Annotated in this window: 25 protein-coding genes; 21 read left to right on the forward strand and 4 right to left on the reverse strand. The window is 60.4% G+C overall.

The features are described 5' to 3' along the window. Positions 1–34 precede the first annotated feature (34 nt). From PHV01_RS00730 to glgP, 21 genes are all read left to right on the forward strand, one after another. Positions 35–541: a universal stress protein gene (locus PHV01_RS00730; protein WP_337289220.1), complete on the forward strand. Its 507-nt coding sequence runs from the start codon at positions 35–37 to the stop codon at positions 539–541. 490 nt (positions 542–1,031) lie between these two features. Then, positions 1,032–2,165 (forward strand): TIGR04053 family radical SAM/SPASM domain-containing protein, encoded by a 1,134-nt coding sequence (locus tag PHV01_RS00735; protein WP_337289221.1) that lies wholly within the window; start codon positions 1,032–1,034, stop codon positions 2,163–2,165. Continuing rightward, on the forward strand, positions 2,144–2,410 hold the full coding sequence (locus tag PHV01_RS00740) for a hypothetical protein (protein ID WP_337289222.1): 267 nt from the start codon (positions 2,144–2,146) through the stop codon (positions 2,408–2,410). The genes PHV01_RS00735 and PHV01_RS00740 overlap by 22 nt, the downstream gene beginning before the upstream one ends. A 369-nt stretch (positions 2,411–2,779) precedes the next feature. Beyond that, the gene (locus tag PHV01_RS00745; RefSeq protein WP_337289223.1) at positions 2,780–3,238 is read left to right on the forward strand and encodes a universal stress protein; all 459 of its coding nucleotides are present in this window, start codon (positions 2,780–2,782) and stop codon (positions 3,236–3,238) included. After that, a complete protein-coding gene (locus tag PHV01_RS00750) occupies positions 3,235–4,362 on the forward strand; it encodes a phosphotransferase (RefSeq protein WP_337289224.1) in 1,128 nt (375 codons plus the stop codon). Before PHV01_RS00745 ends, PHV01_RS00750 begins: the two co-directional genes overlap by 4 nt. 10 nt (positions 4,363–4,372) lie before the next feature. Beyond that, a complete protein-coding gene (locus PHV01_RS00755) occupies positions 4,373–4,942 on the forward strand; it encodes an adenylyl-sulfate kinase (protein WP_337289225.1) in 570 nt (189 codons plus the stop codon). A gap of 27 nt (positions 4,943–4,969) precedes the next feature. Further along, entirely contained in the window at positions 4,970–5,242 is a 273-nt protein-coding gene (locus tag PHV01_RS00760) for a hypothetical protein (RefSeq protein ID WP_337289226.1), read from the forward strand. Positions 5,243–5,327: 85 nt separating this feature from the next. Further along, positions 5,328–5,771, forward strand: a complete 444-nt coding sequence (locus PHV01_RS00765) for an Hsp20/alpha crystallin family protein (protein ID WP_337289227.1) — start codon at positions 5,328–5,330, stop codon at positions 5,769–5,771. 100 nt (positions 5,772–5,871) lie between these two features. Continuing rightward, positions 5,872–6,393, forward strand: a complete 522-nt coding sequence (locus tag PHV01_RS00770) for a BCAM0308 family protein (protein WP_337289228.1) — start codon at positions 5,872–5,874, stop codon at positions 6,391–6,393. Positions 6,394–6,404: 11 nt separating this feature from the next. Continuing rightward, entirely contained in the window at positions 6,405–7,610 is a 1,206-nt protein-coding gene (locus PHV01_RS00775) for a methionine adenosyltransferase (RefSeq protein ID WP_337289229.1), read from the forward strand. Positions 7,611–7,631: 21 nt separating this feature from the next. After that, the gene (locus PHV01_RS00780) at positions 7,632–8,279 is read left to right on the forward strand and encodes a CBS and ACT domain-containing protein (RefSeq protein WP_337289230.1); all 648 of its coding nucleotides are present in this window, start codon (positions 7,632–7,634) and stop codon (positions 8,277–8,279) included. A gap of 86 nt (positions 8,280–8,365) precedes the next feature. Next, the gene (locus PHV01_RS00785) at positions 8,366–9,178 is read left to right on the forward strand and encodes a universal stress protein (RefSeq protein ID WP_337289231.1); all 813 of its coding nucleotides are present in this window, start codon (positions 8,366–8,368) and stop codon (positions 9,176–9,178) included. A gap of 34 nt (positions 9,179–9,212) precedes the next feature. Further along, positions 9,213–11,969 carry a cation-transporting P-type ATPase gene (locus tag PHV01_RS00790; RefSeq protein WP_337289232.1) on the forward strand — a complete coding sequence of 919 codons (2,757 nt, stop codon included), beginning with the start codon at positions 9,213–9,215 and terminating at the stop codon, positions 11,967–11,969. Beyond that, positions 11,966–12,316, forward strand: coding sequence for a hypothetical protein (locus tag PHV01_RS00795; protein ID WP_337289233.1), 351 nt, complete (start codon positions 11,966–11,968; stop codon positions 12,314–12,316). The genes PHV01_RS00790 and PHV01_RS00795 overlap by 4 nt, the downstream gene beginning before the upstream one ends. Before the next feature lie 70 nt (positions 12,317–12,386). Beyond that, positions 12,387–12,950, forward strand: coding sequence for a GNAT family N-acetyltransferase (locus PHV01_RS00800; protein WP_337289234.1), 564 nt, complete (start codon positions 12,387–12,389; stop codon positions 12,948–12,950). Positions 12,951–12,972: 22 nt separating this feature from the next. Beyond that, positions 12,973–13,122, forward strand: coding sequence for a hypothetical protein (locus PHV01_RS00805; protein ID WP_337289235.1), 150 nt, complete (start codon positions 12,973–12,975; stop codon positions 13,120–13,122). A 36-nt stretch (positions 13,123–13,158) separates the two neighbouring features. Then, on the forward strand, positions 13,159–15,576 hold the full coding sequence (locus PHV01_RS00810) for an AAA family ATPase (protein WP_337289236.1): 2,418 nt from the start codon (positions 13,159–13,161) through the stop codon (positions 15,574–15,576). Between the two features lie 16 nt (positions 15,577–15,592). Further along, positions 15,593–15,730, forward strand: a complete 138-nt coding sequence (locus PHV01_RS00815; RefSeq protein ID WP_337289237.1) for a hypothetical protein — start codon at positions 15,593–15,595, stop codon at positions 15,728–15,730. A 60-nt stretch (positions 15,731–15,790) separates the two neighbouring features. Further along, entirely contained in the window at positions 15,791–16,315 is a 525-nt protein-coding gene (locus tag PHV01_RS00820) for an Hsp20 family protein (protein ID WP_337289238.1), read from the forward strand. Between the two features lie 132 nt (positions 16,316–16,447). Continuing rightward, on the forward strand, positions 16,448–16,933 hold the full coding sequence (locus PHV01_RS00825) for a YbaK/EbsC family protein (RefSeq protein WP_337289239.1): 486 nt from the start codon (positions 16,448–16,450) through the stop codon (positions 16,931–16,933). Positions 16,934–17,282: 349 nt separating this feature from the next. After that, positions 17,283–19,832 (forward strand): alpha-glucan family phosphorylase, encoded by a 2,550-nt coding sequence (gene glgP / locus PHV01_RS00830; RefSeq protein ID WP_337289240.1) that lies wholly within the window; start codon positions 17,283–17,285, stop codon positions 19,830–19,832. Between the two features lie 25 nt (positions 19,833–19,857). Here glgP and PHV01_RS00835 read toward each other — a convergent pair whose 3' ends face one another. The 4 genes from PHV01_RS00835 to PHV01_RS00850 form a co-directional block, all read right to left on the reverse strand. Then, positions 19,858–20,346, reverse strand: coding sequence for an adenosine-specific kinase (locus tag PHV01_RS00835; protein ID WP_337289241.1), 489 nt, complete (start codon positions 20,344–20,346; stop codon positions 19,858–19,860). Positions 20,347–20,463: 117 nt separating this feature from the next. Then, positions 20,464–20,799, reverse strand: coding sequence for a type II toxin-antitoxin system PemK/MazF family toxin (locus tag PHV01_RS00840; RefSeq protein ID WP_337289300.1), 336 nt, complete (start codon positions 20,797–20,799; stop codon positions 20,464–20,466). Continuing rightward, complete coding sequence (locus tag PHV01_RS00845) at positions 20,793–21,047, reverse strand: AbrB/MazE/SpoVT family DNA-binding domain-containing protein (protein WP_337289242.1); 255 nt, start codon at positions 21,045–21,047, stop codon at positions 20,793–20,795. The genes PHV01_RS00840 and PHV01_RS00845 overlap by 7 nt, the downstream gene beginning before the upstream one ends. Positions 21,048–21,150: 103 nt before the next feature. After that, a complete protein-coding gene (locus PHV01_RS00850) occupies positions 21,151–23,433 on the reverse strand; it encodes a CDC48 family AAA ATPase (RefSeq protein WP_337289243.1) in 2,283 nt (760 codons plus the stop codon). Between the last annotated feature and the right edge of the window lie 101 nt (positions 23,434–23,534).

A 23,534-nucleotide genomic window follows, 5' to 3' on the forward strand; every position in this document is an offset into this window, starting at 1 on the left:
TCCCGCTGCTGGCGGGTGGCTAAAGGAGGTTTCAATGATTACACTCAAGAAGATTCTTGTGCCGACAGACTTTAGCGAGACCGCGAAGGTGGCGCTCACGTATGCTCGGGCGCTCGCCTCCACGTACCACGGCTCGGTGCATGTCCTGCACGTGTTGCCGGACGCCTCGGTTCAGCCTTGGGCGTTCGGGGTCGAGACCGAGACCATGGGGCTTTCAACCTCAGAGCGGTTGAAGCGGTGGGAGCAGAAGGCAAACGAGCAGATGAAGAATCTGCTCTCGGAGACGGAGCGGAAGCAACTCGATGTGCGATTTGTGACGCAGGTGGGCCATCCGGTCCAACAGATTCTTCAGTACGCCAAAGACCAGGCGGTCGATCTCATCGTGATGGGGACACACGGTCGAGGTACCCCTGCGCCCACATCGGGCGGGGCGTTCCCATGGAACGTACCAATGGGCAGCGTTGCCGAGCGAGTGGTTCGCCAAGCCCCGTGTCCGGTCCTCACCGTTCGACATCCGGAGCATGAGTTCGTTACGCCCTAAACGTTTTCCGTAAAGTGTGGGCGACTGGCGCCGGGCTCTAGCCGGCGCCAGTGCAGGGCGGAGCGGGACACCGCGGTCTCCTGCCAGCTTGCCGACGTCGCCGCTTGCTCCGCCCCAGCACCACCGGGCGGGCCGGCGAGAGAATGCGTGCAGTGCGGTGATGAAAAGAGGGTTCTTGCGGGCACTGTGGTCCCGGCCATCGGGATTGCGTTAATAATCGGGATGTGCCTGATGGTCGGCAACCCCATACTGACTCTTCCCGGATTGATTGCCATGGCCGTGGGGCTGGTTCAGCAATCAGAACGATTCGGCTCGACTCCGTGGCATCCAGCGTATTGATATGGTATGCTTACATATATGATGCTGCCTTGTTGTGTGGGAGGATGGCGGGTGAAGGTAATGGATCGACCGATCCAGAGTCGGATAGGTAGGGCCCGGACCACGGTCTGGGTGGGAAAGAGGTCAGGCGTCAGTGTGCCGAAGGAGAGTTATGTATCCTGTTATTACTGCATTTGATCACTTGGTCTTTGCGGAGGCCCCGAAGCTGATCTATTGGGAGTTGACGCGGGCCTGCGACTTGGCCTGCACACATTGCCGTGCTGAAGCTATTGCGTTTCGCGACCCGTTAGAACTCAACACGGATGAGGCAAGGGCGCTGCTTGCGGAGCTTCGGGCATTCGGGGACCCGCCCCCACAACTGGTTATGACCGGCGGCGATCCATTGAAACGCCCGGATTTCTTTGATCTGGTGCGACACGGCAGAAGCATTGGGATGCCGGTATCCGTGGCTCCGAGCGGTACCCCGCTGCTCACACCGGACGCGATCGCGGTTTTGGCGGATAATGGCGTGATGAGTATGTCGCTCAGCATCGACGGCGCGACGGCCATGAGCCACGATCGGTTTCGCGGAGTCACGGGTTGCTTCGATACCACTATGCGTGCCATCCAGGCTGTCCGGGCAGCTGGGATCCCGCTGCAGATCAACACCCTCGTCACCCCGGAAACCATGACAGAGCTGCCCGGCGTGTTTCGGTTGCTGAAGGACCTGGGGATCATGCGATGGAGTCTCTTTTATCTGATCGCCACGGGGCGCGGTCGAGTACTGCGCGAGATCAGGCCCAGCGAGGCCGAGGCGTTGCACAACTGGATCTACGACATCGTGAAGACGGCCCCATTTGCCATCAAGGCGACAGAGGCGCCGCACTTTCGTCGAGTGGCCTACATGCGGATGCGTCTGGAAGGCCTGGACGATGCCGCGATCCGGCAGACGCCTATCGGACGGGGGTTCGGCATCCGCGACGGCAACGGGATCATGTTCATCTCGCACACCGGGGACGTCTATCCGTCCGGGTTCTTGCCGGTGACGGCGGGAAACGTACGCCGGCAGAGTCCCGTCACGATCTATCGCGATTCGGACATTTTTACGCGTCTTCGCGACGCTGATCAGTATGGCGGCAAGTGCGGCATGTGCGAGTTTCGCTGGGTCTGCGGTGGGTCGCGGGCCCGCGCCTTTGCTGAGACCGGCGATCCGAATGGCAGTGATCCGCTGTGCGCCTACAGGCCGGAGGCTGCGCTGGTAGGGGCGACGGAAGGCGATCGAGGATGGGCGACGGGCGAAGAGTAGGGGAGGATGGCGGGAGCCCAGGGGGAGGGTTTCATGGGCTCGGAGAGCCGATCTGTCCCTTCTTCGCGAGGGCCGGCACCGACTGGCTCTATCCGGTCACAGGTTATTGTCGAGGTCGGCCGGATGGGAAGCTCATGATTCCCAGCGTTGCCGAGTATCGCGATTTCTGTACAACCGAGCGCTATCGATCCTGCCGATACCGCGGCAATGGACAAGCCATTAAGGTCACAGGACTGGATGGCTGAGATGACGCCCGGCAGTTTTGCCTTCCGTCCCGGATGGATGTAGGGACATTTGTTGACCTGTATATGGAGTACGCCGGTCCATCAGGATCAGATCTGCGATTCTCACACGTGAAGCGCATCGACATCTGAGAGGTAAGGTGATGATGCTTCATCAGCGTGACCCTCAACAACGGTCGGCTCTGATGGCCGTCCGCAAACCCCAATCATTCCCTCAATCGACCTATTTTGGCATTCAGATGCTCTAGCCGATTAGTGGTATCCGGTATAGATTGTGTATAGAAGGTGCAGCGCGATAGTACCGGGCCGATAGTCTGTATGGCGTTTTAGCAAGGGCGGAAGGTCAGTGATTATAGCCGACAGGAGGGACGAATGCAGATCTCACGGATCCTTTTTCCGACCGACTTCTCCCATGATGCCGAACACGCGTTCCAGTATGCGCTGACCCTTGCTCGCCAGTTTGGTGCCGAGCTCTACCTTCTTCATGTCATCTATTTCCCTCCTCAGACGCCGGAGTACGATATCGGGCAGGTCATCGACGGCCTGGTCAAGAATGCGGAGGATAGCTTGGGCAAGCTGGTCGAGAGCGTTAAGGAGCCGAACCTGGTCTTCCACCGTGACGTGCAGGTCGGGGTAGAGCACGCCGAGATTACGAAGTATGCCGAGAAAGAAAAGATCGATCTCATCGTGATGGGGACCCGCGGACGATCCGGGCTGGCACATATCTTTCTTGGAAGTGTCGCCGAACGGGTGGTTCGCCACGCCTCTTGCCCCGTCCTGACCGTGAAGCTCCCGGTGACGAAAGGCGCAGAGGCGGCGAAGAGGGGATGAGTGAGGTGACGGTGCAGCGCCAGGCGTTGGTCCAGTATCTCGAAGCCGCCCTCAGTGGCATCGTACAGGTACAGGCCCTTCGGCCGCTCACGGGCGATGAGCCCACCCTTGCCGTAAAGGAGTCCGGATCTCTGCGAGGTCACGACCTGAAGGCGTTCGGCTATGGCCAGCCGATCCAGATCGACCTGCTCCTGGACGGAATTCCCCGTTCGTATGTTTTCTCCACCATGCGAGGTGGCCGGGGCTTCGGCCACGACCACATGGCCGATAGGGCGGGCACCTTGATCTGGGCGCATGACGCCTACGGGAAGCTCGCTCGCCACGTCAAGAGCCTTGATGTCGGTTTCTTCACGCGCGAGGGGCAGTTACAATCGGCTGGGCGCGCAGAGGAGTACTTCCTCCTCGTAGAGAAGGTCGAGGGGACCGCGTATCGGGTCGATCTCGAACGGATTCGGACCGAAGGGAATGTAGCTGTTTCCGACTTCGACCGCGCCAGGGCGCTCTCGGAATATCTGGCGAAGATTCACGCGGTAAAGGGTCAGGATGTCCAGTTGTACTTCCGTCGGATTCGAGATCTGATTGGCCACGGTGAGGGGATCATGGGGATCCTTGATGGGTACCCAGTCGATTATCCTCTCCTCCCTTCCAAGCAGCAGTACCTTGTAGAGAGCGGATGCATGGCTTGGCGACACTATCTGAAAGCAAAGGCCAAGCGCCTGAGCATCGTTCACGGCGATTTTCACCCCTGGAACATCCTCTTTCGAGAGGGGACTGATTTTACACTGCTCGACCGGAGTCGTGGGGAGTGGGGAGAGCCGGCCGATGATATCGCGGCCCTCAGTATCAATTTCCTCCTCTTCTCGCTCTTGCGGTCAGGACACATGGAGGGGCCATTCCAGGAGCTGTTTGATCTCTTCTACGGCGAATACCTTGAGCGGACCCACGATCTGGAACTGAACTCCGTAATACCACTCTTCTATGTCTTCCGGGCCCTTGTCATCGCGAGCCCGCGTTGGTACCCTGACCTTCCGGAGCAGGTACGCGTCAAACTGTTTCGGTTCGTCCGGGCGATGCTCCGTATCGAGCAGTTCGATCATAAGGATCTCAATCAATACCTGGTGTGAGGAGATCGCGGTGGCGTGGGTGGCGTGGCTCACAGGACTTCCAGGAAGCGGCAAAAGTAGCGTGGGGCGTGAGGTCGCTCGACGCCTGGAGGAACGCGGAATGCGAGTGCGGATGTTGGAGCTCGATGAGATTCGCAGCGTAGTGACCCCCTCACCTCGCTATACAGCCGAGGAACGCGAGGTCGTCTATCGTGCTCTTGCCTACATGGCGTGGCTGCTCCACAACGAGGGGGTGAGCGTGATCATCGATGCGACTGCTCACAAACGACATTTCCGTGATGTCGCCCGTGCGCTGATCCCTGCCTTTGCCGAGATCTTTCTCCGTGCGTCGCTCCCGGCTTGTCGGGCGCGTGCGGGGGATCGGCATGGCGGCCACGCCCCTGCCGATGTCTATGGGCAAGCGGGCCGCAAGGGATCGACCGTACCGGGCGTCGATGAGATATACGAGCCGCCGCTTCACCCTGAACTCGTGCTTGATACCGAGGAGCTTCAGGTGACGCAAGCTGCAGATCGGGTGGTAAGGTTTCTTGAGGCATTTCAGGTTGGCCAGGCGACAGGCTCGTTGAACAGGGGATCGTGAGGATTGACTGATCGCGGAGGAAGGGTGATGAGTGCGCCGTCGAACCTACGAGTGTTGGATGCTGTTGACGAGCAGGGAGAACGAGGCCGGGCGTGCCCTTACCTGCAACGGGCCACTCAAGTTTTCCGGTATCCCATTGAGGGATACTGTTTAGCGCATCCCTATGGAAGACTTCAGGTCGTCACGATTGCGGAGTTTCGCGAGCTCTGCACAACGATAGAACACGTTCAGTGCCAATTGTACCGCAGTCAGCGAAACCAAGCCCTGATCGAGGCGGATCCGGAACGCGCAGCAGCCTGATCTGAAACGGGGTCTCCTCACGCCCTTTCGGAGGGACTGAGCGCTGATTGCTGAACGCTATGTTCCAAGGAAAGGAGGAGCGACGATGGCGCTCGTAAAGTGGACACCATTCGGAGACTTAAGTACGTTCAGGCGAGAGATGGACCGGCTGTTCGATCGGTTTTTGGGCGAGATGCCTCGACTGGACCTGTCCGGGATGGGGTGGACTCCGCATCTGGATGTAACCGAAACCAAAGAATCTCTGGTTATCAAGGCCGAGCTTCCCGGTCTGGATGTCAAAGATCTGGACATCAGCATCTCCGGGAATATGCTGACCCTAAAGGGGGAGAAACGGCAGGCGAAAGAGGAGAAGGACGAGCACCACCACCTTATTGAGCGGTCCTATGGCGCCTTTACCAGGATGGTCGAGCTTCCGGCGCCGGTTGCCGCTGATAAGGTGAAGGCCGCTTTTAAAAACGGAGTACTGAGCATTACTCTCCCGAAGACAGAGGAGGCAAAGCGGAAGGCGATCTCGATTGAGGTTGAATAACACGGCGTTCCAAGGTCCTTGTTCAAGGGTCCACGTTTCAGGTTCTTCGAACCTGGTACCCGACACCTGGAACATGGCACCCCGTTATAGGGAGAGATCGATGAAGACACCCATGGTTGTACGCAGGCGTTACGACACCGCATCGTCTAAGAAAAGCGTGGGTTCCGAGACCGATTCTTACCTGGCCAGGGGCGCTCTTGGCAAGATGGCGGTATGTCACGGGTGCCATGCCATCTCGACGGGGAAGCGATGGTATCAGGATGAGGCGGTCTATGCCAAGCTTCTTAAAGCAGAAACGGTGAGAGAGGTGTTCTGTCCGGCGTGTGAAAAAATACGCGACGGCTACCCGAGCGGGCAGGTGACGCTCAAGGGCCCATTCCTGGCTGAGCATCGGGATGAGATCCTGCACATCATTACCAACGAGGAGAAACGGGCCAGAGAGCTCAATCCGCTTCATCGAATCATGAGCCTCAGTGAGGAGAACGGGCAGCTTGAGATTACGACAACCGATGAAAAGCTGGCCCAGCGGATCGGGCGGGAGCTTCGCAAGGCCTGCGGCGGGACCGTTGCGTACGGCTGGTCACACAATAATAAATTCCTCCGGGTTCAGTGGGAGCGTTGAGGGGCAGACCGATGCCGCCGATTCTTGTTCAGGCATTAGTACACCCGCCTATCGGCGAGCAGCGGATCGAGATTGTCGAGCGGAAAGGGTTGGGTCATCCGGACTCGATCTGCGATGCGGTGATGGAGGAGGTGGCGCGGGCCATCAATGCCGAATATCAACAACGCTTCGGCCGGATCCTCCACAACAATATCGACAAGGGGCTCCTGGTAGCAGGGCGGGTGCGCAGGCGGCTCGGCGGAGGTCGTGTGCTGCGACCGATGGAGTTGGTGATAGGCGATCGCGCCACCTTCCGCGTCGGCAGGGTGAGAGTTCCGATCAAGGAGATCGCGGTGGAGGCAGCGAAGGAGTGGTTCCGCAAGTCGCTGCGTCACGTGGACCCGGACCGGCACCTGCGCTACCGGGTTGTCCTCTCGGAGGGCTCAGACGAGTTGGCCGATATCTTCCGGCGGGAGGGGGTACGGGAAGCGAATGACACCTCAGCGGCCGTCGGCTACGCCCCCCTGAGCGAGACCGAACAGATGGTCCTCTGGGTGGAGCGATACCTGAACTCCCCCGGCTTCAAGGCGGCATTTCCTGAAACAGGGGAGGATGTGAAGGTCATGGGGGTGCGCGCGGATCGGGAACTGAGCCTCACGATCGCCATGCCGCTCCTGTGCGAGGCGATTACGTCTGAAGCGGCCTATTTCCGCAAGAAGGCGGAGATTACGCAAGCCTTACGTCAGGGACTACTCCCCGTCTCGCCAGGTCTGAACAGCGTGAACGTGGTCGTGAACCCGCTTGATCGAGAGGGTCGCGGGATGGGTGGCATGTACCTCTCACTGCTCGGGACATCAGCGGAGGATGCCGATTCCGGGCAGGTGGGAAGGGGCAATCGTGTCAATGGGGTAATTCCCCTGAACCGCCCGGTGAGCGGAGAGGCGGCGGCCGGGAAGAATCCGGTCAGCCACATCGGTAAGATCTACAATGTTCTGTCGCATCGGATGGCCGATCAGATCTATCGACAGGTCGATGGGGTGCGCGAGGTCTATGTCTGGCTTGTGGGTCAGATCGGCCACCCGGTCGATCAGCCGTGGGTAGCGGTCCAACTGATCCAGGCGTCTGATGCGGAGTGTGAGCGGATCAAGCAGGAATGTACGCTGGTGATCGATCAAGAACTGAACCGCTTGGACAATTTTTGTATGGAACTAACCGAGGGGAAGTATCCGGTTTGTTGAGGCCAAGGAAAGGAGCCGACGATGCGAGTGAAGGATCGAATGAGGCGCTCACTGGTGAGTGTCGCACAGTCCGATACACTGGATCATGCGCTGACAACGTTAAAGCGGTTCAATATCCGCCATCTCCCGGTGGTCAAGGGCGACCATGTGGTGGGGATTGTGTCGGATCGTGACGTGAAGAAGGCCGCCCCCTCTCCCTTTGACTATCCGACCGCGGAGGAGTTTCGAGCCTTTACATCCGCAGTGAGTATCAAGGAGATCATGACGAAGGAGGTGATTACGGTTGCTCCGCTCACCCCCATCGAGGAGGCAGCCAGTCTGATGAGCCAGAAGCGTATCGGCGCGCTGCCGGTCGTCCAGGAGGGAAGGCTGGTCGGAATGATTACCGAGACCGATGTCCTTGGTGTCATCACTGAGATGATGGGGGCGACACAGACCGGGTCTCGCATTGAGATCGAGATTCCCGCAAGTCCGGGAACACTCACCGAGGTGATCGGGATCGTCGAAGGGCAGCAGGTGGAGATTGCCAGTCTCGTGACGCTGCCGGCTCGTGAAGGAGCAAGGCGTCTTGTGATCTTGAGGCTTCGGACCATCAATCCGGATCCCGTCGTCAGAGCGTTGGAGGAGCGCGGCTATCCCCAGGTTGTCGGCGAGTTCGTGCACTCGTAGTATAAGTCCCCTCTCCCCACATTTGGGGGGAGAGGGTAAGGGGGACCATAGCCAGCGGATATCCGACGGTGGACACGAGTGTCGTCATGCAGAAGATCTTGATGATGGTAGATGGTTCATTCGCCGCAGAAGCGGGAGCGCGCTACGCCCTCGCCCTCGCCAAGGCCCTTGGTGCGGAACTCGATCTGCTCTTTGTCGCGGGCGACCAATCGGCGCCCGCGATGAAACGCGCCGAGGAGTCGCTGCTGCGCCTGCTTCGGCAGGCGCATGCCCTTGGTCTTACCTCGCGAAGCGTGGTAGAGATCGGTGATCCGATCCGAGTGATGCGGGACTACGTGGCGCGCGAAGGGATTACACTGGCCATGGCGTCCGTAACCGGACCGGAGGTGGCGCGTCGCCTCCTCCGGGAGGTCCCCTGCGCCATGCTGTTGGTGCGGGTGGTCCATCCCGGAAAGATGGCGTCACCGCACGAGATTCTGGTTCCGGTCTACGGCGGTGAGTTTGAAGGCGGTGGCCTCGAGGCGGCGGCCGATCTTCTGGCTCATCTCGGCGAGTTCTGGCATGCCCGCGTCGTTCTCTTCCGGTTGAGGCAGCCGCTGACGCGACTGTTCAATCGCCCGCGCTTTGGCGAGGAGACACCGGAACAGGCGGAACGCACGCTGCATCCGTTTATCACCGCGCTCGCCCGCCGTGGCCTGGCGCCGGGGACTCGGGTTTCGTGGGGCGGTCGCCACGGCCCGGGCATCACGGCTGAGGCTGCCGCCAGGCGCCATGATCTCATCTTTTTGGGAACGAAGGGGCCGCAGAGCTTCCTGCAGTGGCTGCGTCGCGGGACCGTTGACCATCTAGTGCGGAAGAGCCCGTGTGACCTGATGCTCTTCCGTCCCGCCGCGGCCTGAGATCTGAGATCTTACGGGCGGGAGATGAGCGACTATGCAGATTCACCGTCTGTCGGTCGAAGAGGCGCTGAAGGCCCTTGGAACCACCGATCAGGGGTTGAGCGAGGCCGAGGCAGCGAGGCGGCTCAGCGAATTCGGCCCCAACGAACTTCAGGCCGCAGACACAATACCGGTCCTTGCCATGCTGGGGCGGCAGTGTACGCACTTTCTGGCGCTTCTGCTGTGGGCGGCAGCGGCGCTGGCGTTCGTGGCGGACCGGATGAGGCCGGGCGAAGGGATGGATCTGCTCGGCTGGGCCATTATCGGGGCGATTGGAGTGAATGCCCTCTTCTCCTTTGCGCAGGAGTATAAGGCAGAGCGGGCGATCATGGCCTTACGGCGCCTCCTGCCGATGCGCGTAAAGGTTGTTCGGACCGGCGAGATCACGGAGGTTCCGGCATCCGATCTGGCGCCCGGTGATCTCGCGATCCTGGCTGAGGGCGATCGGGTGCCTGCCGATGGGCGGGTGATCGCCGCGGTCCAGTTCCGTGTCGACAACGCGCCGCTGACGGGCGAATCGATTCCTAAGAGCCGCACATCCGAGGCCGCGGCGGAGGGGCCGCTTGTCGAGAGCGCCAACGTCGTGTTTGCCGGTACGACCGTCCTCTCAGGGACGGCGAGGATGATCGTCTTCGCCACGGGGATGAATACGGAGTTCGGCAGGATCGCCCATCTGACGTCGGGGATCGAGGCTGAGATCAGCCCGCTGCAGCAGGAGATCCGAAAACTTACCCGACTGATCGCGGCGGTCTCTACGGGCATCGGGCTCGCTTTCTTCGGGTTCGGGGTGCTGATCGGTCGGAGCTTCTGGGAGAATTTTGTCTTTGCGGTAGGAGTCCTGGTTGCCAACGTCCCGGAAGGCCTCCTTCCTACGGTGACCCTCGCATTGGCGGTGGGAGGGCAGCGGATGGCCAAACGGAAGGCCTTGGTAAAGAACCTGGTATCGGTAGAGACGCTGGGATGCGCTACGGTAATCTGTACCGATAAGACCGGGACTCTTACGGAGAATCGAATGGCGGTGACACGTCTCTATATCGACGGTCGCGAGATTCGAGTCTCGGGCAGTTCCGTGACCACAGAGATAGGCGAACCAGTGGCTCCTGAACTACTGAGGCAGTGGGCGCCGCTCTTCGCCATCGCCGTCGGGTGCAACAACGCCAGTCGTCGTCGTAACCAGGATGACTCGGGATCGACGTTCGTCGGTGACCCGACAGAGATCGCCTTACTGCAGTGTGCGGGTGGGTTGGTGCCGAACGGACCAGATGTAGCGCCTCGAGTTGGGGAGTTTCCGTTCGATGCCGACCGAAAGCGGATGACCACGATTCACGGGGCGTCGTCGTCGAGCAAGGTAGCCTACGTGAAAGGCGCTCCGGAGACAGTGCTGCCCATCTGTCGCTCTATCCTCCACGATGGGCGCGCGGTTCCGCTGGAAGGGGTTGATCGTGAGGCAATCATGGAGCGGCTGAATCTGTTTGCCGGATCGGCCCTGCGGGTCCTCGCCCTGGCCTACCGGGAGTTGCCGGAGGCCGGTCGGCTGCCGTTGATGGAAGAAGCGGAGCGGGATTTGACCTTTGTGGGGTTGGTGGCCATGATCGATCCACCCAGGCCGGAAGTTGCCGAGGCGATGGCCCGATGCAGGAAGGCCGGGATCAAGCCGATCATGATTACCGGGGACAACAGCCGCACGGCGCTGGCCATCGCGCGGGCCATCGGGATGGTCCGGAACGAGCAGGCGTCGGTTCTTGAGGGGAGCCGGATCGAACGGATGCAGGACGAGGAGCTGAAGACCGCCCTTGCCGATCCGGAGATCCTCTTCGCCAGGATGACCCCCACTCAGAAGATGCGCGTCGTAACGCTTCTGAAGGAGATGGGAGAGGTGGTGGCGGTCACAGGCGACGGGGTGAACGACGCGCCGGCCTTGAAGAAGGCCGACATCGGGATCGCCATGGGGATCGCCGGGACCGATGTGGCCAAGGAGGCCGCCGACATCGTCCTGCTCGACGACAACTTTGCCACCATCGTCAACGCCGTCGAAGAGGGTCGGGCGGTCTACGAGAATATCCGCAAGTTCCTCAATTACATTCTGGCCCACACACTGCCCGAGTTGGTCCCGTATCTGGCCTCTGTGGTCTTCCGGCTCCCGCTCCTGCTGACGGTGATCCAGATTCTCGGGGTTGATCTGGGAACCGATCTGCTCCCGGCTCTTGGTCTCGGGGCCGAGCCGCCTGATGCGAACACGATGAATCGCCCGCCAAGGTCCAGAAACGAGCGCTTGTTGAATGTCCCTTCGCTGATCAGATCGTACCTGTTTCTCGGGCCGATCGAGGCGGTTGCGGCCATGAGTGCCGGACTCTGGTATCTCACGTACAGCGGATGGGAGTGGGGCATCGACCTGCCGGTCGCGAGTCCGCTCTACAGGCAGGCGACAACGGTGGCGTTTGCCGCGATCGTTGTGTGCCAAGTCGCAAATGTCTACGCGTGTCGGAGCCCGAGGGGATCGATCCTCTCTGCGGGTCTCTTCACGAATCGACTCATCGTATGGGGTATTGGGGTCGAGCTCTCCATCCTCGGCCTGATTGTCTACAGCCCGATCGGGCATCGGATCTTCGGAACCGACGTTTTTCTGGGAGGGTTCTGGTGGCTTCTGATCGGCTGTGCGATGCTGCTGCTTCTTCTGGAAGAGGCGAGGAAGGGGATCGTTCGCCGCTTCGATCCGGCGAAAGGACTTCGTTATCAGGAGGGAACCGCATGAAACCAAAGGCGACGCCGGCTCGTGGGCAGCGCTCAGGACGGACGCCACAGCGGCGAGAGCGATCGACAGCGGCTGAACCGTCGATGGATGTGGGGACAGAGGCGGAGAGGCCGCTCGATGCCGAGGATGTGGCGTTGGCCTCGCTCGATGCAAAGGTGCGGACAGAAGAGGCGCGGGCAGATCTCAGTTCGATAGAGCCGCACGCCGACTTGAGCGTGCGCCTTCCACGCGCTGTGATCTCCCGCCTCCTGGCAGAGGCTGATCAGTGTAACATTACCCCGTCAGAACTCATCAAGCGGGCCCTCATGCAGTATTTGCCCATGCAGAAGGGCGGGGGCCGCAGGTGATGACGGACACACAGGCATGGGCCACGACAGAAGAACGGCCCCCACGATACACGACAAAGGAGACTCTCTCATGCTAGTCGGATTTCCACAGCAGGTCACACTTCAGACCGGAACAGAGGTTACGATTCGCCCAATGGTCCAAGAGGATGCAAAAAGGCTTCACGAATTTTTCTGCAGGCTGCCGCGTGAGGATCGTCTCTTTCTGCGAGACGATGTGTCCCTCCGGGAGGTAATCGATTCGTGGGCGGAAGAGTTGGACTACGAGAAGGTCCTGCCGCTCGTGGCAGAGGTGGACGACACTATCGTGGCAGACGCCACCTTGCACCGCCGAAAGTTCGGTTGGACCAGTCATGTGGGAAAGGTGCGCCTGGTTGTCGATACCGATTATCGGGGGAAGGGTCTTGGGACGCTCATGCTCGAGGCGCTGATCGAAACCGCCAAGAAGGTGGGTCTTGAAATTCTTGTCGCTGAGATTATGAGGGATCAGACAGGTACGCTGAATGTCCTCAGGCGGTTGGGATTCGAAAGGGAGGCGGTCTTCTATAATTATGTCAAAGACCAGATCGGAGAGGAGCACGACCTCGTGGTCATGATGAAGAATCTGCAGATTGAGCCGGCCATGGTTCCCTTTTGATCCGGATCGTGAGGCATAATCGATGAAGCTGGTGATCAGGCTGAAGCCACCCAAGAGACGGGCCCCCCATCGGCCGACAAAGGTGGAGCCGCAGCGGGTCCGTTACGATCGCAAACGTGGCAGGCAAGCGATTCGGGATGAGTTGAAGAAGGCAGAGGGCGAGATCAACTGAGATAGATATGCCACAATACGACGAGAGTGAGACGCGATGATCGGTCCGTTGACACCTGATGCACTTCGTAAGATCTGCACGCCGGAGAGCCTCCCATTCGAAGGGACTGATGAGCTGAAGCCCCTGGAGGAGGTCGTAGCTCAGGACCGCGCGGTCGAGGCCATTACCTTCGGTGTCGGCATCCGCAGCGAAGGATTCAATCTCTTCGTCCTCGGGCCTGCCGGAACAGGCAAGACCACAGCGATCAAACGCTTCCTCGCCAGCGAGGCGGCCAAGCTTCCTACCCCTCCTGATTGGTGCTATGTCAATAACTTTGCTGATCCGCAACGCCCCCGCGCGCTCTGTCTTCCGTCAGGCCGCGCCCGCCTGTTCCAGGCTGACTGCGAGCGGCTCCTGGAGGAACTGAAGACCGGAGTCCCCAGGGCCTTCGAGTCCGAAGCCTATGAGCAGAACCGCCACATCATCCTGGAGGAGTTGCAGCAACAGACGAGCGACGAACTGGAGGCCTTGCGGAAGCGCGCGGAGGCCCTGGGGTTCGGTCTTGCCAAGGCGGCCAGCGGTTTTATCATCGTTCCCATGCTTCGAGGAAAGCCGCTGAAACCAGAGGGGTTTGAAGGCCTCGATGAAGAGACCAAGAAACAGGTCAACCTGAGAAGTGAGGAGGTACAAAAGGATCTGGCTGCCACGCGCCGCCGAATCCGCGACCTGGAGCGGGAGGCGAAGAATCGCCTCGACGGGATCGACCGGGAGGTCGCAACCTCTGCGGTTGATCACCTGATCGAGGAGGTGAAAGAGCGTTACGCAGATCACCCAACGGTCCAGGCGTACCTCGAGGCGATACGTGAGGACGTCATCGCCAATGTGGATCTGTTTCGTCGAGAGCAAAGCGGGGCACAAGGGCCACCGGAACTGACTGCCATGCTGCGGCAAGGGTTGGACCCCTTGGACCGGTATCGGGTCAATGTCCTGATCGAACATGGGGAAGATGGCGGCGCGCCGGTCGTAATCGAACCGCACCCGACGTGTCAGAATCTGCTTGGGCGAGTCGAACACCAAGTCCACATGGGTGCGCTCTACACCAACTTCCTGATGGCCAAGGCGGGCGCCTTGCACCGAGCCAATGGGGGCTTCCTGGTCCTGGAGGCTATGGAACTGCTCAAGCAATTCTTTGCATGGGACCAACTGAAGCGGACACTAAAAAACCGACGGATCAGAATCGAAGAGCCAGGGGAACAGTTCCGCCTCTATAGTACGGTGACACTTGAGCCCGAGCCGATTCCCCTCAATGTGAAGGTGGTCCTCATCGGCAGTCCCTGGCTCTACTACCTATTGCACGCCCTCGACCCGGAGTTTCAGGAGCTGTTTAAGGTCCAGGCTGAATTCAGCGATCGCGTGGCTCGAACCCCTGACACGATCCTGACCTTCGCCCGCTTGCTGTCGACCTGTTGCGAGGCCGAGAAGCTTAAACCGTTCGACCGAGGTGCGGTGGCGAAGCTGGTAGAGCACAGCTCTCGCCTGGTGGAGGATCAAGAAAAGCTCGCTACGACGTTCAATCATCTCCTGGATGTGGCCCGAGAGGCCTGTTTCCTGGCCGAGCAGAATGGGCATCAGCGGGTCATGGCGGAGGACGTGCGGAGGGCCATTAACGCGAAGATCCGACGCGCCAATCGACTTGAGGAACAGTTGCAGGAACTGGTCATTGAGCGGACCCTGCTTGTCGATACCGATGGGGCCGTAGTTGGTCAAGTGAATGGGATTGCCATTATCCCGCTTGGGGAGTATCACTTCGGCAAGCCGAGTCGAATTACGGCGCGAACCTTCCTCGGGCGCGGCGGCATCATCGACATCGAGCGAGAAGCTCGAATGGGTGGCCGCATTCACAGCAAAGGCGTGTTGATCCTTTCAGGCTATCTCGGCGGCCGCTATGTGCAGCAGGCGCCCCTTGCCTTGTCGGCGAGCCTCGCCTTCGAACAACTCTATGAAGAGGTGGAAGGCGACAGCGCCTCCTCAGCGGAGCTGTACGCGATCCTCTCAAGCCTGTCGGGGCTACCGATCAAGCAGGGATTTGCGGTTACGGGATCGGTTAATCAGCAAGGAGTGGTTCAGGCTATCGGGGCCGTTAACGCCAAGATCGAAGGATTTTTTGATGTCTGCCGCGCGAGGGGGCTGACAGGAGAACAGGGGGTCCTGATCCCGGCAAGCAATGTCCGACACCTCATGCTCAGGGAGGACGTCGTGGAAGCGGTCGCCGCGGGACAATTTCAGATCTTTCCCATTCATACCATCGATGAGGGAATTGCCTTACTGACCGGGCGGCAAGCGGGCGAGTGCGGTCCGGATGGGACCTTTCCCGAAGGAAGCGTGAATGCGCTGGTACATGGGCGGCTGCGCGAGATGGCGGAGCAGGCGAAGGCCTACGGAGCGGAGAGTCCGGCGCCGTCCCGCTCAGATTAGAATGACGAGCAGTCCGATGGATGACTTCGTGCGCTGGTTTGATGAGATCGACCTCACGGACATCTCGCTGGTGGGCGGCAAGAATGTGTCGCTCGGCGAGATGCATCAAAATCTCGAGGTGGATGGTGCCATCGACTGTCCGGTGATGGTCTGATGGTGCAAGTTCCCGAAGTCGAGGCAGGCGACGGGAAATGCTTCACAGAGGAGGTGAGAGATGGCAGGTCAGAAAGTTCCGGTCAAGTCGGTCAAGAAGGTTGGTTCGTTGCTGAGCGAGCTGCTTGAGGTCGAGCGGCGAGTGTCTGAGCGCGCCCATGAGCTCTTCAGAGATCAGGGTTGGCAAGCCGGCCGCGAGTGTGAGTATTGGCTGCAGGCCGAAAAGGAGCTGCTGTGGCGACCGTGCGCGGAGTTGGTCGAGACCGACGGAGAGCTTCGAGTCAGCTTCGCCCTGGCCGGCCTGACTGCCAGGAATGTAAAGGTGCTGGTTGAACCCAACCACCTGACAGTGCGAGCGGCCACAGCGCACGAAGACAGGAAAGAAGAGGGGGCCTGCCACTTCTGCGAGTTTCATCGAGGGGAGCTGTACCGGTCAATGGCGTTGCCGAGCACGGTCATTCCGGAGAAGGCTCAGGCGGAGATGAAAGACGGTATGCTGACCGTTGTACTTCCAAAGGGGAACGGATCAGGAGGCGGGAAGGTCAGGATAAAGAGAGCGTCGGCGAGGACGCGCGTGGAATCCTGACGTGAGCGGACCAACGACCTCATCACATTAACCTGTCGCTATCGGTCACGATCGAGTCGGGTGTAAGACCATCGTAACGGCGCGCAGAGGTCTCGGTACAGAGGCTATCGCCTGCGGGCAGGAGGTGCGATCATGACAATTCCAGCACGGATGCGCGAGTGGTTGGATCAGCAGCAGGTACGGTACGAGATCATTCCCCACAGGGAGGTGTACACGGCTCAGGAGGTGGCCGGCGCCACCCATATCCCCGGTCGAGCCTATGCCAAGGTGGTCATTCTGAAAGGGCGGCAAGGCCTGACGATGGCGGTCCTGCCGGCCAAGTGTCGATTGGATGTCGTTCGGGTGCGGCAAGTCTTGAACGACAGTACGGCGAGTCTGGACCCGGAGGCCGATTTCGCGCAGACATTTGCCGGCTGCGAGCCTGGAGCCATGCCTGCCTTCGGCAACCTCTACGGGATCCCGGTATACTGCGATCAGCACTTAACGAAGGAGACGATGATCGCCTTCCCAGCGGGAAGCCACCACGAGGTGATCCGAATTGCGTCCAAGGACTTTCTTCGGATAACGGGCGCTCAGGTACATGAGATGTGCACGATCGTGCACGAACAGGCCGCGTAAATTGAGTACACAAAGGCTCAGGCGGAAGGTCTTGCTTTCAGAGAGCGGGAAGCCATGGAGTAGTATGATGCACTGAAAGCGGAACAGGTGACGGTTGGCAAAGAGATGCAGGCGAATACTTCCAGCGTCCAGCGTGATGAGTAAGTCTCTGCGGCCCCTTGGGCGAAAGTGCCTTAAGGGGCCGTTTCGCCCTTAGGGACGAGAGACGGCATCATTCGAATGCATAGCTCAAAAGATAAGGCCCGGAAAGTAAGCCCTCTTGCAGGAAGACCCGCCAAACTATCGACGCTTTGGCAGCGTCCCCGCAGCAGTGTGGGATTCTCTCCGAGACACCATTAAAGGAGAGTCTATGGGTAAACACACCCGTACCAGCCATCCAATCTACAACCTTCTCCCTATGGAAGTCGAGGGATTCGATGCCCTTGCCGAGCTGGCCTTGGATATGCGCTGGTCGTGGAACCATGCCGCCGACGAAGTGTGGCGGCAGCTTGATCCCGCGCTTTGGGAACTCACGCATAACCCATGGGTCGTCTTGCAGACGGTCTCGCGGGACCAGCTCGAGCGCGTGCTGGCCGATCCTATGTTCCACAAAAGCGTCGATGAACTTGTACAAGCCAAGCGGCAAGTGGCCGAGGCGTCCGCGTGGTTTCAGCACACCTACCCGCAGTCTCCTCTGACCTGTGTCGCGTATTTCAGCATGGAATTCATGTTGAGCGAAGCGCTCCCTATCTATTCGGGCGGGCTTGGCAATGTGGCCGGCGATCAGCTCAAATCCGCCAGCGATCTGGGCGTACCGGTGATCGGCGTGGGACTGCTCTACCAGCAAGGCTATTTTCGGCAGGTCATCGACGAGGACGGCGCGCAACAAGCCCTCTTTCCATATAACGATCCAGGACAACTGCCGATCACGCCGTTACGCCACCCGAACGGGGAGTGGTTGCGGTTGGAGATCGCTTTACCCAGTTACTCGGTCTGGCTGCGCGCCTGGCAGGTCCAGGTCGGCAGAGTACAACTCTACCTGCTGGACAGCAATGACGCGGCGAACTTTCCCGCTCATCGAGGGATCACAAGCGAACTCTATGGAGGGGGGCCGGAACTGCGCCTCAAGCAAGAACTACTCCTCGGGATCGGCGGATGGCGGCTGCTCAGCGCGCTCGGCATCCAGCCGGAAGTCTGTCACCTGAATGAAGGACATGCAGCCTTCGCCGTGTTGGAACGCGCCCTGAGCTTCATGAAAGAGACGGGGCAGCCCTTCGACGTGGCACTAGCCGTTACGCGAGCGGGAAACCTTTTCACCACCCACACGGCAGTAGCCGACGGCTTTGACCGCTTCGATCCTGCCCTCATCAAGCAATACCTCGGTGGCTACGCCGAGCAGAAGCTTGGCATCACACTCCACGATTTGCTGGCCCTGGGCCGGCAGAACCCGGACGACTCGTCGGAACGTTTCAACATGGCCTATCTGGCGATCCGCGGAAGCGGGGCGGTCAATGGCGTGAGTCGATTGCATGGGAAGGTGAGCCGGCTCCTCTTTGAGTCTCTCTTTCCGCACTGGCCGCAAGACGACGTGCCGGTTGGACACGTGACCAACGGAGTTCATATGCCGAGTTGGGACTCGGCGGCAGCCGACGATCTGTGGACGAAGGCCTGTGGAAAAGACCGCTGGCTGAGGACAACAGAAACCCTGGATCAGGACATTCGCCGTATCTCCGATTCCAGGCTCTGGCAATTTCGCACCGCTGCCAGCCAGTCTCTCATAGAATACGCTCGGGAGCGGTTGTCCCGGCAACTGGCCGCCTCCGGCGCGTCGCCCGAGGCGGTTGACGGGGCGACACATCTATTTGATCCCCACGCCTTGACACTAGGCTTTGCGCGGCGCTTCGCGACCTACAAGAGACCGAATCTGCTGCTGCACGACCCGGAGCGACTGCTTCGCCTGTTAACCAATCCAGAGCGACCGGTGCAACTCATCATCGCCGGCAAGGCCCATCCGGACGACCGGGCGGGGCAGGCCTTGATCCATGAATGGATACATTTCATCCGCCAGCCAGATGCCAGACCCCACATCGTCTTCTTGAGCGACTACGACATGTTGTTAACGGAGCGCCTGGTGCAGGGGGTGGACGTCTGGATCAACACCCCACGACGACCCTGGGAGGCCTGTGGAACGAGCGGCATGAAGGTGCTCGTCAATGGCGGCATCAATCTGTCGGAATTGGACGGCTGGTGGGCGGAAGCCTACACCCCTGAAGTGGGGTGGGCGTTGGGGGATGGTCAGGAGCATGACGAGGATACTGCCTGGGACGCGGTTGAAGCCGCAGCGCTCTACGATCTGCTCGAACGCCAGGTGGTTCCCGAGTTTTACACCCGCAATGGGGAGGGCATCCCCACCGCCTGGGTGGCGCGCATGCGGGAAAGCATGGCGCGGTTGACACCGCGCTTCTCCGCCAACCGCACGGTGCGCGAATACACCGAGCAACACTACCTTCCGGCTGCGTTAGCCTTTCGTGAGCGCGCTGCCGATCAAGGCGCAGTGGGAAGGCAGATGGTCGATTGGCTGCACAGTCTGGAGCAGAAATGGGCCTCGCTACACTTCGGCGAAGTGAAGGTTGAGACTCGTGACGAGCAGCACGTATTTGAAGTTCAGGTCTGTCTCAATGACCTCGACCCTAAGGCGGTGCGGGTAGAGCTGTACGCCGACGACGTCATGGGCAGTGCTCCCGTGCGGCAGGAGATGAAGCGCATTCGTCAACTGGCCGGCGCGTCAGGCGGCTACGTGTACAGCGCGGCTGTATCTGCTGCTCGCCCTTCAGCGGACTATACGGCGCGAGTCATGCCGCACTGCGACGGCGTTGCGATCCCACTGGAATGCGCTCACGTACTGTGGCGGCCCCGGTAACGTGACTCGCACACCTCGTATGCCCTTACAGTTTATAGCCGAACCGGCGGAGCAGTGCCTTTCGTTCGGTGATGTCGGTCTCCTGCTCAATCCCCTTCGACGCCAACCCATCTACGACCCCGACGATACCACGTCCGGTGGCCGTTTCAGCCAGTATCACCTCTACCGGATTGGCAGTTGCGCAATAGATACCGCAGACCTCCGGCACCTGGCGAATCACTGGCAGGACGTTGATCGGAAAGCTGTTCTGAAGGAAGATCAGAAAACTGTGACCGGCCCCGATCGCGTAGGCGTTGTTGCGCGCCAGCTCTACCAGCGCCTGGTCGGTCCCGCTCCATCGCACCAGGCACGGCCCTGACGACTCGCAGAAGGCGAGGCCAAAGGCGATACCAGGCACAGCCGTCACAAGGGCTTCGTGCAGGTCCTCAACAGTCTTGATAAAGTGGGCTTGTCCCAGGATCAGATTGATCGATTCAGGTTTCTGGATGGTCACGGAAATAAAATTGACCGCCATGGTTTCTTCCTCCGGGATGTTGTCTGGCCGATGATTGAGTATGCGATGTCGCCTAGGACTGCTCGCTGGCCTCGTATCAACCTACGCTCGATTGCCGTAGTGAGTTGGGTAGCGGGCTCATGGCGCAAACATCTCTTGCAGAACCGCAAGCGTCCGGCCCAGTGTGGCGGGCGACAACTGTCCGAGTCGGCGCACCAGGCGTTCGCGATCGACCGTGCGAATCTGGTCGAGCACGATGCGACCCACCCGCCCTCCGAAACGGCATGGCACGCGAAATGGGTACGCCTGACCGCCCGTGGTCAGCGGTGCGACGATCACGGTGCGCAGGTGCTCATTGAGTTCGTCCGGGGAAACGACGACACAAGGCCGGGTCTTCTGAATCTCACTGCCTCGTGTAGGATTCAGATCAACCAGGAAGACCTCACCGCGACGGATGGCCTCGAAGGTTACCACCGCCACTCCCACTCCTGCTCATCAAAATGTGTCGGAGTAGGCGGATTAAGTAAACTGTCTTCGTCTCGCTCGCGCAACTGTTTGGCTGCTTCCGCCCATCCTGAGCGTGGGGTTGCTGAGGGCGCGATGATGATAGCCCCCTCTCGTACCCGAACCTCTACCTCATCGGTGAGGCCGGCCTCCTCGATGATGGGCTTTGGCAAGCGGATGCCGCGAGAATTGCCGATGCGAACCAAGCGAGTCTTCATGAGCGCACACCTCCCATCAAGGTAATTACATTATAATCACACCCGCGTAGATGTGTCAACGGTGGGCAGTCTGGCTAACCAGCGGTTGGGTCTGTCGGACTTCCTATAGATAGTGGCCGAGCGTGGAGTCCTGTTGTGGCACAATCTGGCGCAGGCGCTTGCCGACCTCGGCGTACTCCCGCTCCATTGTCTCGGTGACAGACGGGAGTGTCTCGGCAAGAGCGGCCAGGAAGTCGGCGTGTGTGACCGCCTTGGCCTCCAGGTCCTTCCGCAGGGCAAGCTGGGCAGCCCGCATACAGACTAAGGCCAGGTCGGCCCCGGTAAAGTGGTCGGTCCTGCGGACAAGATCCTTCAGGTCCACATCATCGGCGAGGGCCATACGATGGGTGTGCACAGCAAGGATTTCGTGGCGGGCGGCGGCATCCGGGACCGGAACGTACACCAGCGCATCGAAGCGCCCTGGCCGCAGGAGCGCCGGATCGATGAGATCGGGCCGGTTCGTGGCCCCCAGGATGACCACTCCGCGCAGTTCCTCCAGGCCGTCCAACTCGGAGAGGAGTTGGTTCACGATCCGCTCGGTGACGTGCGGTTCGCCTGCCGCCGTCCCACGTCGCGGCACAAGGGCATCCACCTCGTCGAAGAACACGATGGCGGGGGCCACTTGGCGGGCCTTGGCGAAGAACTCTCGAATCCGCTGCTCCGACTCGCCGTACCACTTAGAGAGCAGGTCGCTCCCTTTGGCCAGCATGAAGTTGGCCTTTGCCTCGTTGGCGACCGCCTTGGCCAGAAGCGTCTTGCCGGTCCCCGGCGGACCATAGAGCAGGACCCCTTTTGGTGGCTTGATGCCGAGGCGCTCGAAGGCCTGAGGATGGGTCAGAGGCAGCTCCACAGACTCCCGAAGGGCCCTTTTCACGTCGGCCAGGCCGCCGACATCGTTCCAGGTGACCCGAGGGACCTCGATGAACAACTCCCGAAGGGCAGAAGGGCGGATCCGCCGCAAGGCCTGGTTGAAGTCCTCATGAGTGACGACCAGGCGCTGCAACACCTCGGCCGGGAACGTCTCAAGCCTCAAATCCAGATCCGGGAGAACGCGCCGCAACGCATTCAGGGCGGCCTCACGACAGAGGGCAGCCAGATCTGATCCGACGCATCCATGCGTAAGGTCCGCCACCCAATCCAGGTTTACGTCCGGGGCAAGCGGCATGGCCCGCGTGTGGATCGTGAGGATCTGGCGCCGCCCATTGCGGTCCGGCACACGCAGCTCAATCTCTCGGTCGAAGCGGCCTGGGCGGCGCAATGCCAGATCGATCGCGCCGACTCGGTTCGTGGCCCCGATGACAATCACGTTGCCGCGTGGCATGAGGCCATCCATTAATGTCAGAAGCTGGGCTACGACCCGCCGTTCCACTTCACCCATCACCGCCTCACGCTTGGGGGCGATGGAATCAAGCTCGTCGATGAAAATGATGGCGGGTGGGTTGTCTTGCCCCTCCTGAAAGATGGCTCTCAGCCGTTCCTCCGATTCGCCATAGAATCGCCCCATGATCTCTGGTCCATTGATGGTGGCGAAGTGAGCCTTGGCCTCATTGGCCAAGGCCTGGGCCAGGAGGGTCTTGCCGGTCCCCGGCGGACCGTGCAGAAGCACGCCCTTGGGCGGTGCGATTCCAAGCCGATCGAACAGCTCCGGATGCTTGAGCGGTAGTTCGACGACCTCCCGAATTTCACTGATCACCTCGCCCAGCCCGCCGATGTCGTCGTAGGTGATATCCGGGAGGCGGGTCTCCTTGGTCTCCACGTACTCCGGCAGGAGTTCCACCTCGGTTTGGGGATTGATGCGCACAATGCCGGACGGGACGGTGCCGGCGACGACCAGGCGCACCTCGCCAAGCCCGATCGCCAGGGAGCCGAGTAAGCCTCGGAAGAGCTCCTCCGGATACATCCCGGGTGGGACGATCTCCTTTGAGCGTGAGGCTGTTCCGACCGAGATCAGGTCGCCACGAACCACAGGACGGTAGAGGAGCGCCTGGCGGAGCACCTCGCCCGGAGCGACGGCGCGCAAGCCTTTGCGAGCGGGCGCCAGCGTCACCTTCTGCGCATCCCGCCAGGGAGCCTTTCGCACCTGCACGTAATCCCCTATACTGGCATGGGCATTGGTGCGAATCACGCCATCGACTCGGATCACGTCCAGGCCTTGATCGGCCGAGCGAGCCGCCGCCACCAGGGCAGCCGTTTCCCGCTCTCCGATAATGGAGACGATCTCACCCCGCTCCAGCTCCAGGACGGCAAAGGCCGCATCGCTGACGCGGACAATCCCGCGGCCGACGTCTTCCTGGCCTGCCTCGGCCACCTTCAGGCGGATCCCCTCCGTCACTTGAGCCTGTTGCATCTGTTCTTACGCCCTCCTGGCCTGGAAACGGATCTGACGATTACCGAAATATGCGAACTTGGTAGGCAGTGTTCATTGGATCTTTCCTTGTCTCACGCACG

Source organism: Candidatus Methylomirabilis sp. (genome assembly GCF_028716865.1).
Classification (GTDB): domain Bacteria; phylum Methylomirabilota; class Methylomirabilia; order Methylomirabilales; family Methylomirabilaceae; genus Methylomirabilis.

Excerpts from the sequence above, each read along its gene's own strand:
- PHV01_RS00730 (WP_337289220.1), top strand. The coding sequence starts at position 35 with ATGATTACACTCAAGAAGATTCTTGTGCCGACAGACTTTAGCGAGACC.
- PHV01_RS00735 (WP_337289221.1), top strand. The coding sequence starts at position 1,032 with ATGTATCCTGTTATTACTGCATTTGATCACTTGGTCTTTGCGGAGGCC.
- PHV01_RS00740 (WP_337289222.1), top strand. The coding sequence starts at position 2,144 with ATGGGCGACGGGCGAAGAGTAGGGGAGGATGGCGGGAGCCCAGGGGGA.
- PHV01_RS00745 (WP_337289223.1), top strand. The coding sequence starts at position 2,780 with ATGCAGATCTCACGGATCCTTTTTCCGACCGACTTCTCCCATGATGCC.
- PHV01_RS00750 (WP_337289224.1), top strand. The coding sequence starts at position 3,235 with ATGAGTGAGGTGACGGTGCAGCGCCAGGCGTTGGTCCAGTATCTCGAA.
- PHV01_RS00760 (WP_337289226.1), top strand. The coding sequence starts at position 4,970 with ATGAGTGCGCCGTCGAACCTACGAGTGTTGGATGCTGTTGACGAGCAG.
- PHV01_RS00765 (WP_337289227.1), top strand. The coding sequence starts at position 5,328 with ATGGCGCTCGTAAAGTGGACACCATTCGGAGACTTAAGTACGTTCAGG.
- PHV01_RS00770 (WP_337289228.1), top strand. The coding sequence starts at position 5,872 with ATGAAGACACCCATGGTTGTACGCAGGCGTTACGACACCGCATCGTCT.
- PHV01_RS00775 (WP_337289229.1), top strand. The coding sequence starts at position 6,405 with ATGCCGCCGATTCTTGTTCAGGCATTAGTACACCCGCCTATCGGCGAG.
- PHV01_RS00780 (WP_337289230.1), top strand. The coding sequence starts at position 7,632 with ATGCGAGTGAAGGATCGAATGAGGCGCTCACTGGTGAGTGTCGCACAG.
- PHV01_RS00785 (WP_337289231.1), top strand. The coding sequence starts at position 8,366 with ATGCAGAAGATCTTGATGATGGTAGATGGTTCATTCGCCGCAGAAGCG.
- PHV01_RS00790 (WP_337289232.1), top strand. The coding sequence starts at position 9,213 with ATGCAGATTCACCGTCTGTCGGTCGAAGAGGCGCTGAAGGCCCTTGGA.
- PHV01_RS00795 (WP_337289233.1), top strand. The coding sequence starts at position 11,966 with ATGAAACCAAAGGCGACGCCGGCTCGTGGGCAGCGCTCAGGACGGACG.
- PHV01_RS00800 (WP_337289234.1), top strand. The coding sequence starts at position 12,387 with ATGCTAGTCGGATTTCCACAGCAGGTCACACTTCAGACCGGAACAGAG.
- PHV01_RS00805 (WP_337289235.1), top strand. The coding sequence starts at position 12,973 with ATGAAGCTGGTGATCAGGCTGAAGCCACCCAAGAGACGGGCCCCCCAT.
- PHV01_RS00810 (WP_337289236.1), top strand. The coding sequence starts at position 13,159 with ATGATCGGTCCGTTGACACCTGATGCACTTCGTAAGATCTGCACGCCG.
- PHV01_RS00815 (WP_337289237.1), top strand. The coding sequence starts at position 15,593 with ATGGATGACTTCGTGCGCTGGTTTGATGAGATCGACCTCACGGACATC.
- PHV01_RS00820 (WP_337289238.1), top strand. The coding sequence starts at position 15,791 with ATGGCAGGTCAGAAAGTTCCGGTCAAGTCGGTCAAGAAGGTTGGTTCG.
- PHV01_RS00825 (WP_337289239.1), top strand. The coding sequence starts at position 16,448 with ATGACAATTCCAGCACGGATGCGCGAGTGGTTGGATCAGCAGCAGGTA.
- glgP (WP_337289240.1), top strand. The coding sequence starts at position 17,283 with ATGGGTAAACACACCCGTACCAGCCATCCAATCTACAACCTTCTCCCT.
- PHV01_RS00835 (WP_337289241.1), bottom strand. The coding sequence starts at position 20,346 with ATGGCGGTCAATTTTATTTCCGTGACCATCCAGAAACCTGAATCGATC.
- PHV01_RS00845 (WP_337289242.1), bottom strand. The coding sequence starts at position 21,047 with ATGAAGACTCGCTTGGTTCGCATCGGCAATTCTCGCGGCATCCGCTTG.
- PHV01_RS00850 (WP_337289243.1), bottom strand. The coding sequence starts at position 23,433 with ATGCAACAGGCTCAAGTGACGGAGGGGATCCGCCTGAAGGTGGCCGAG.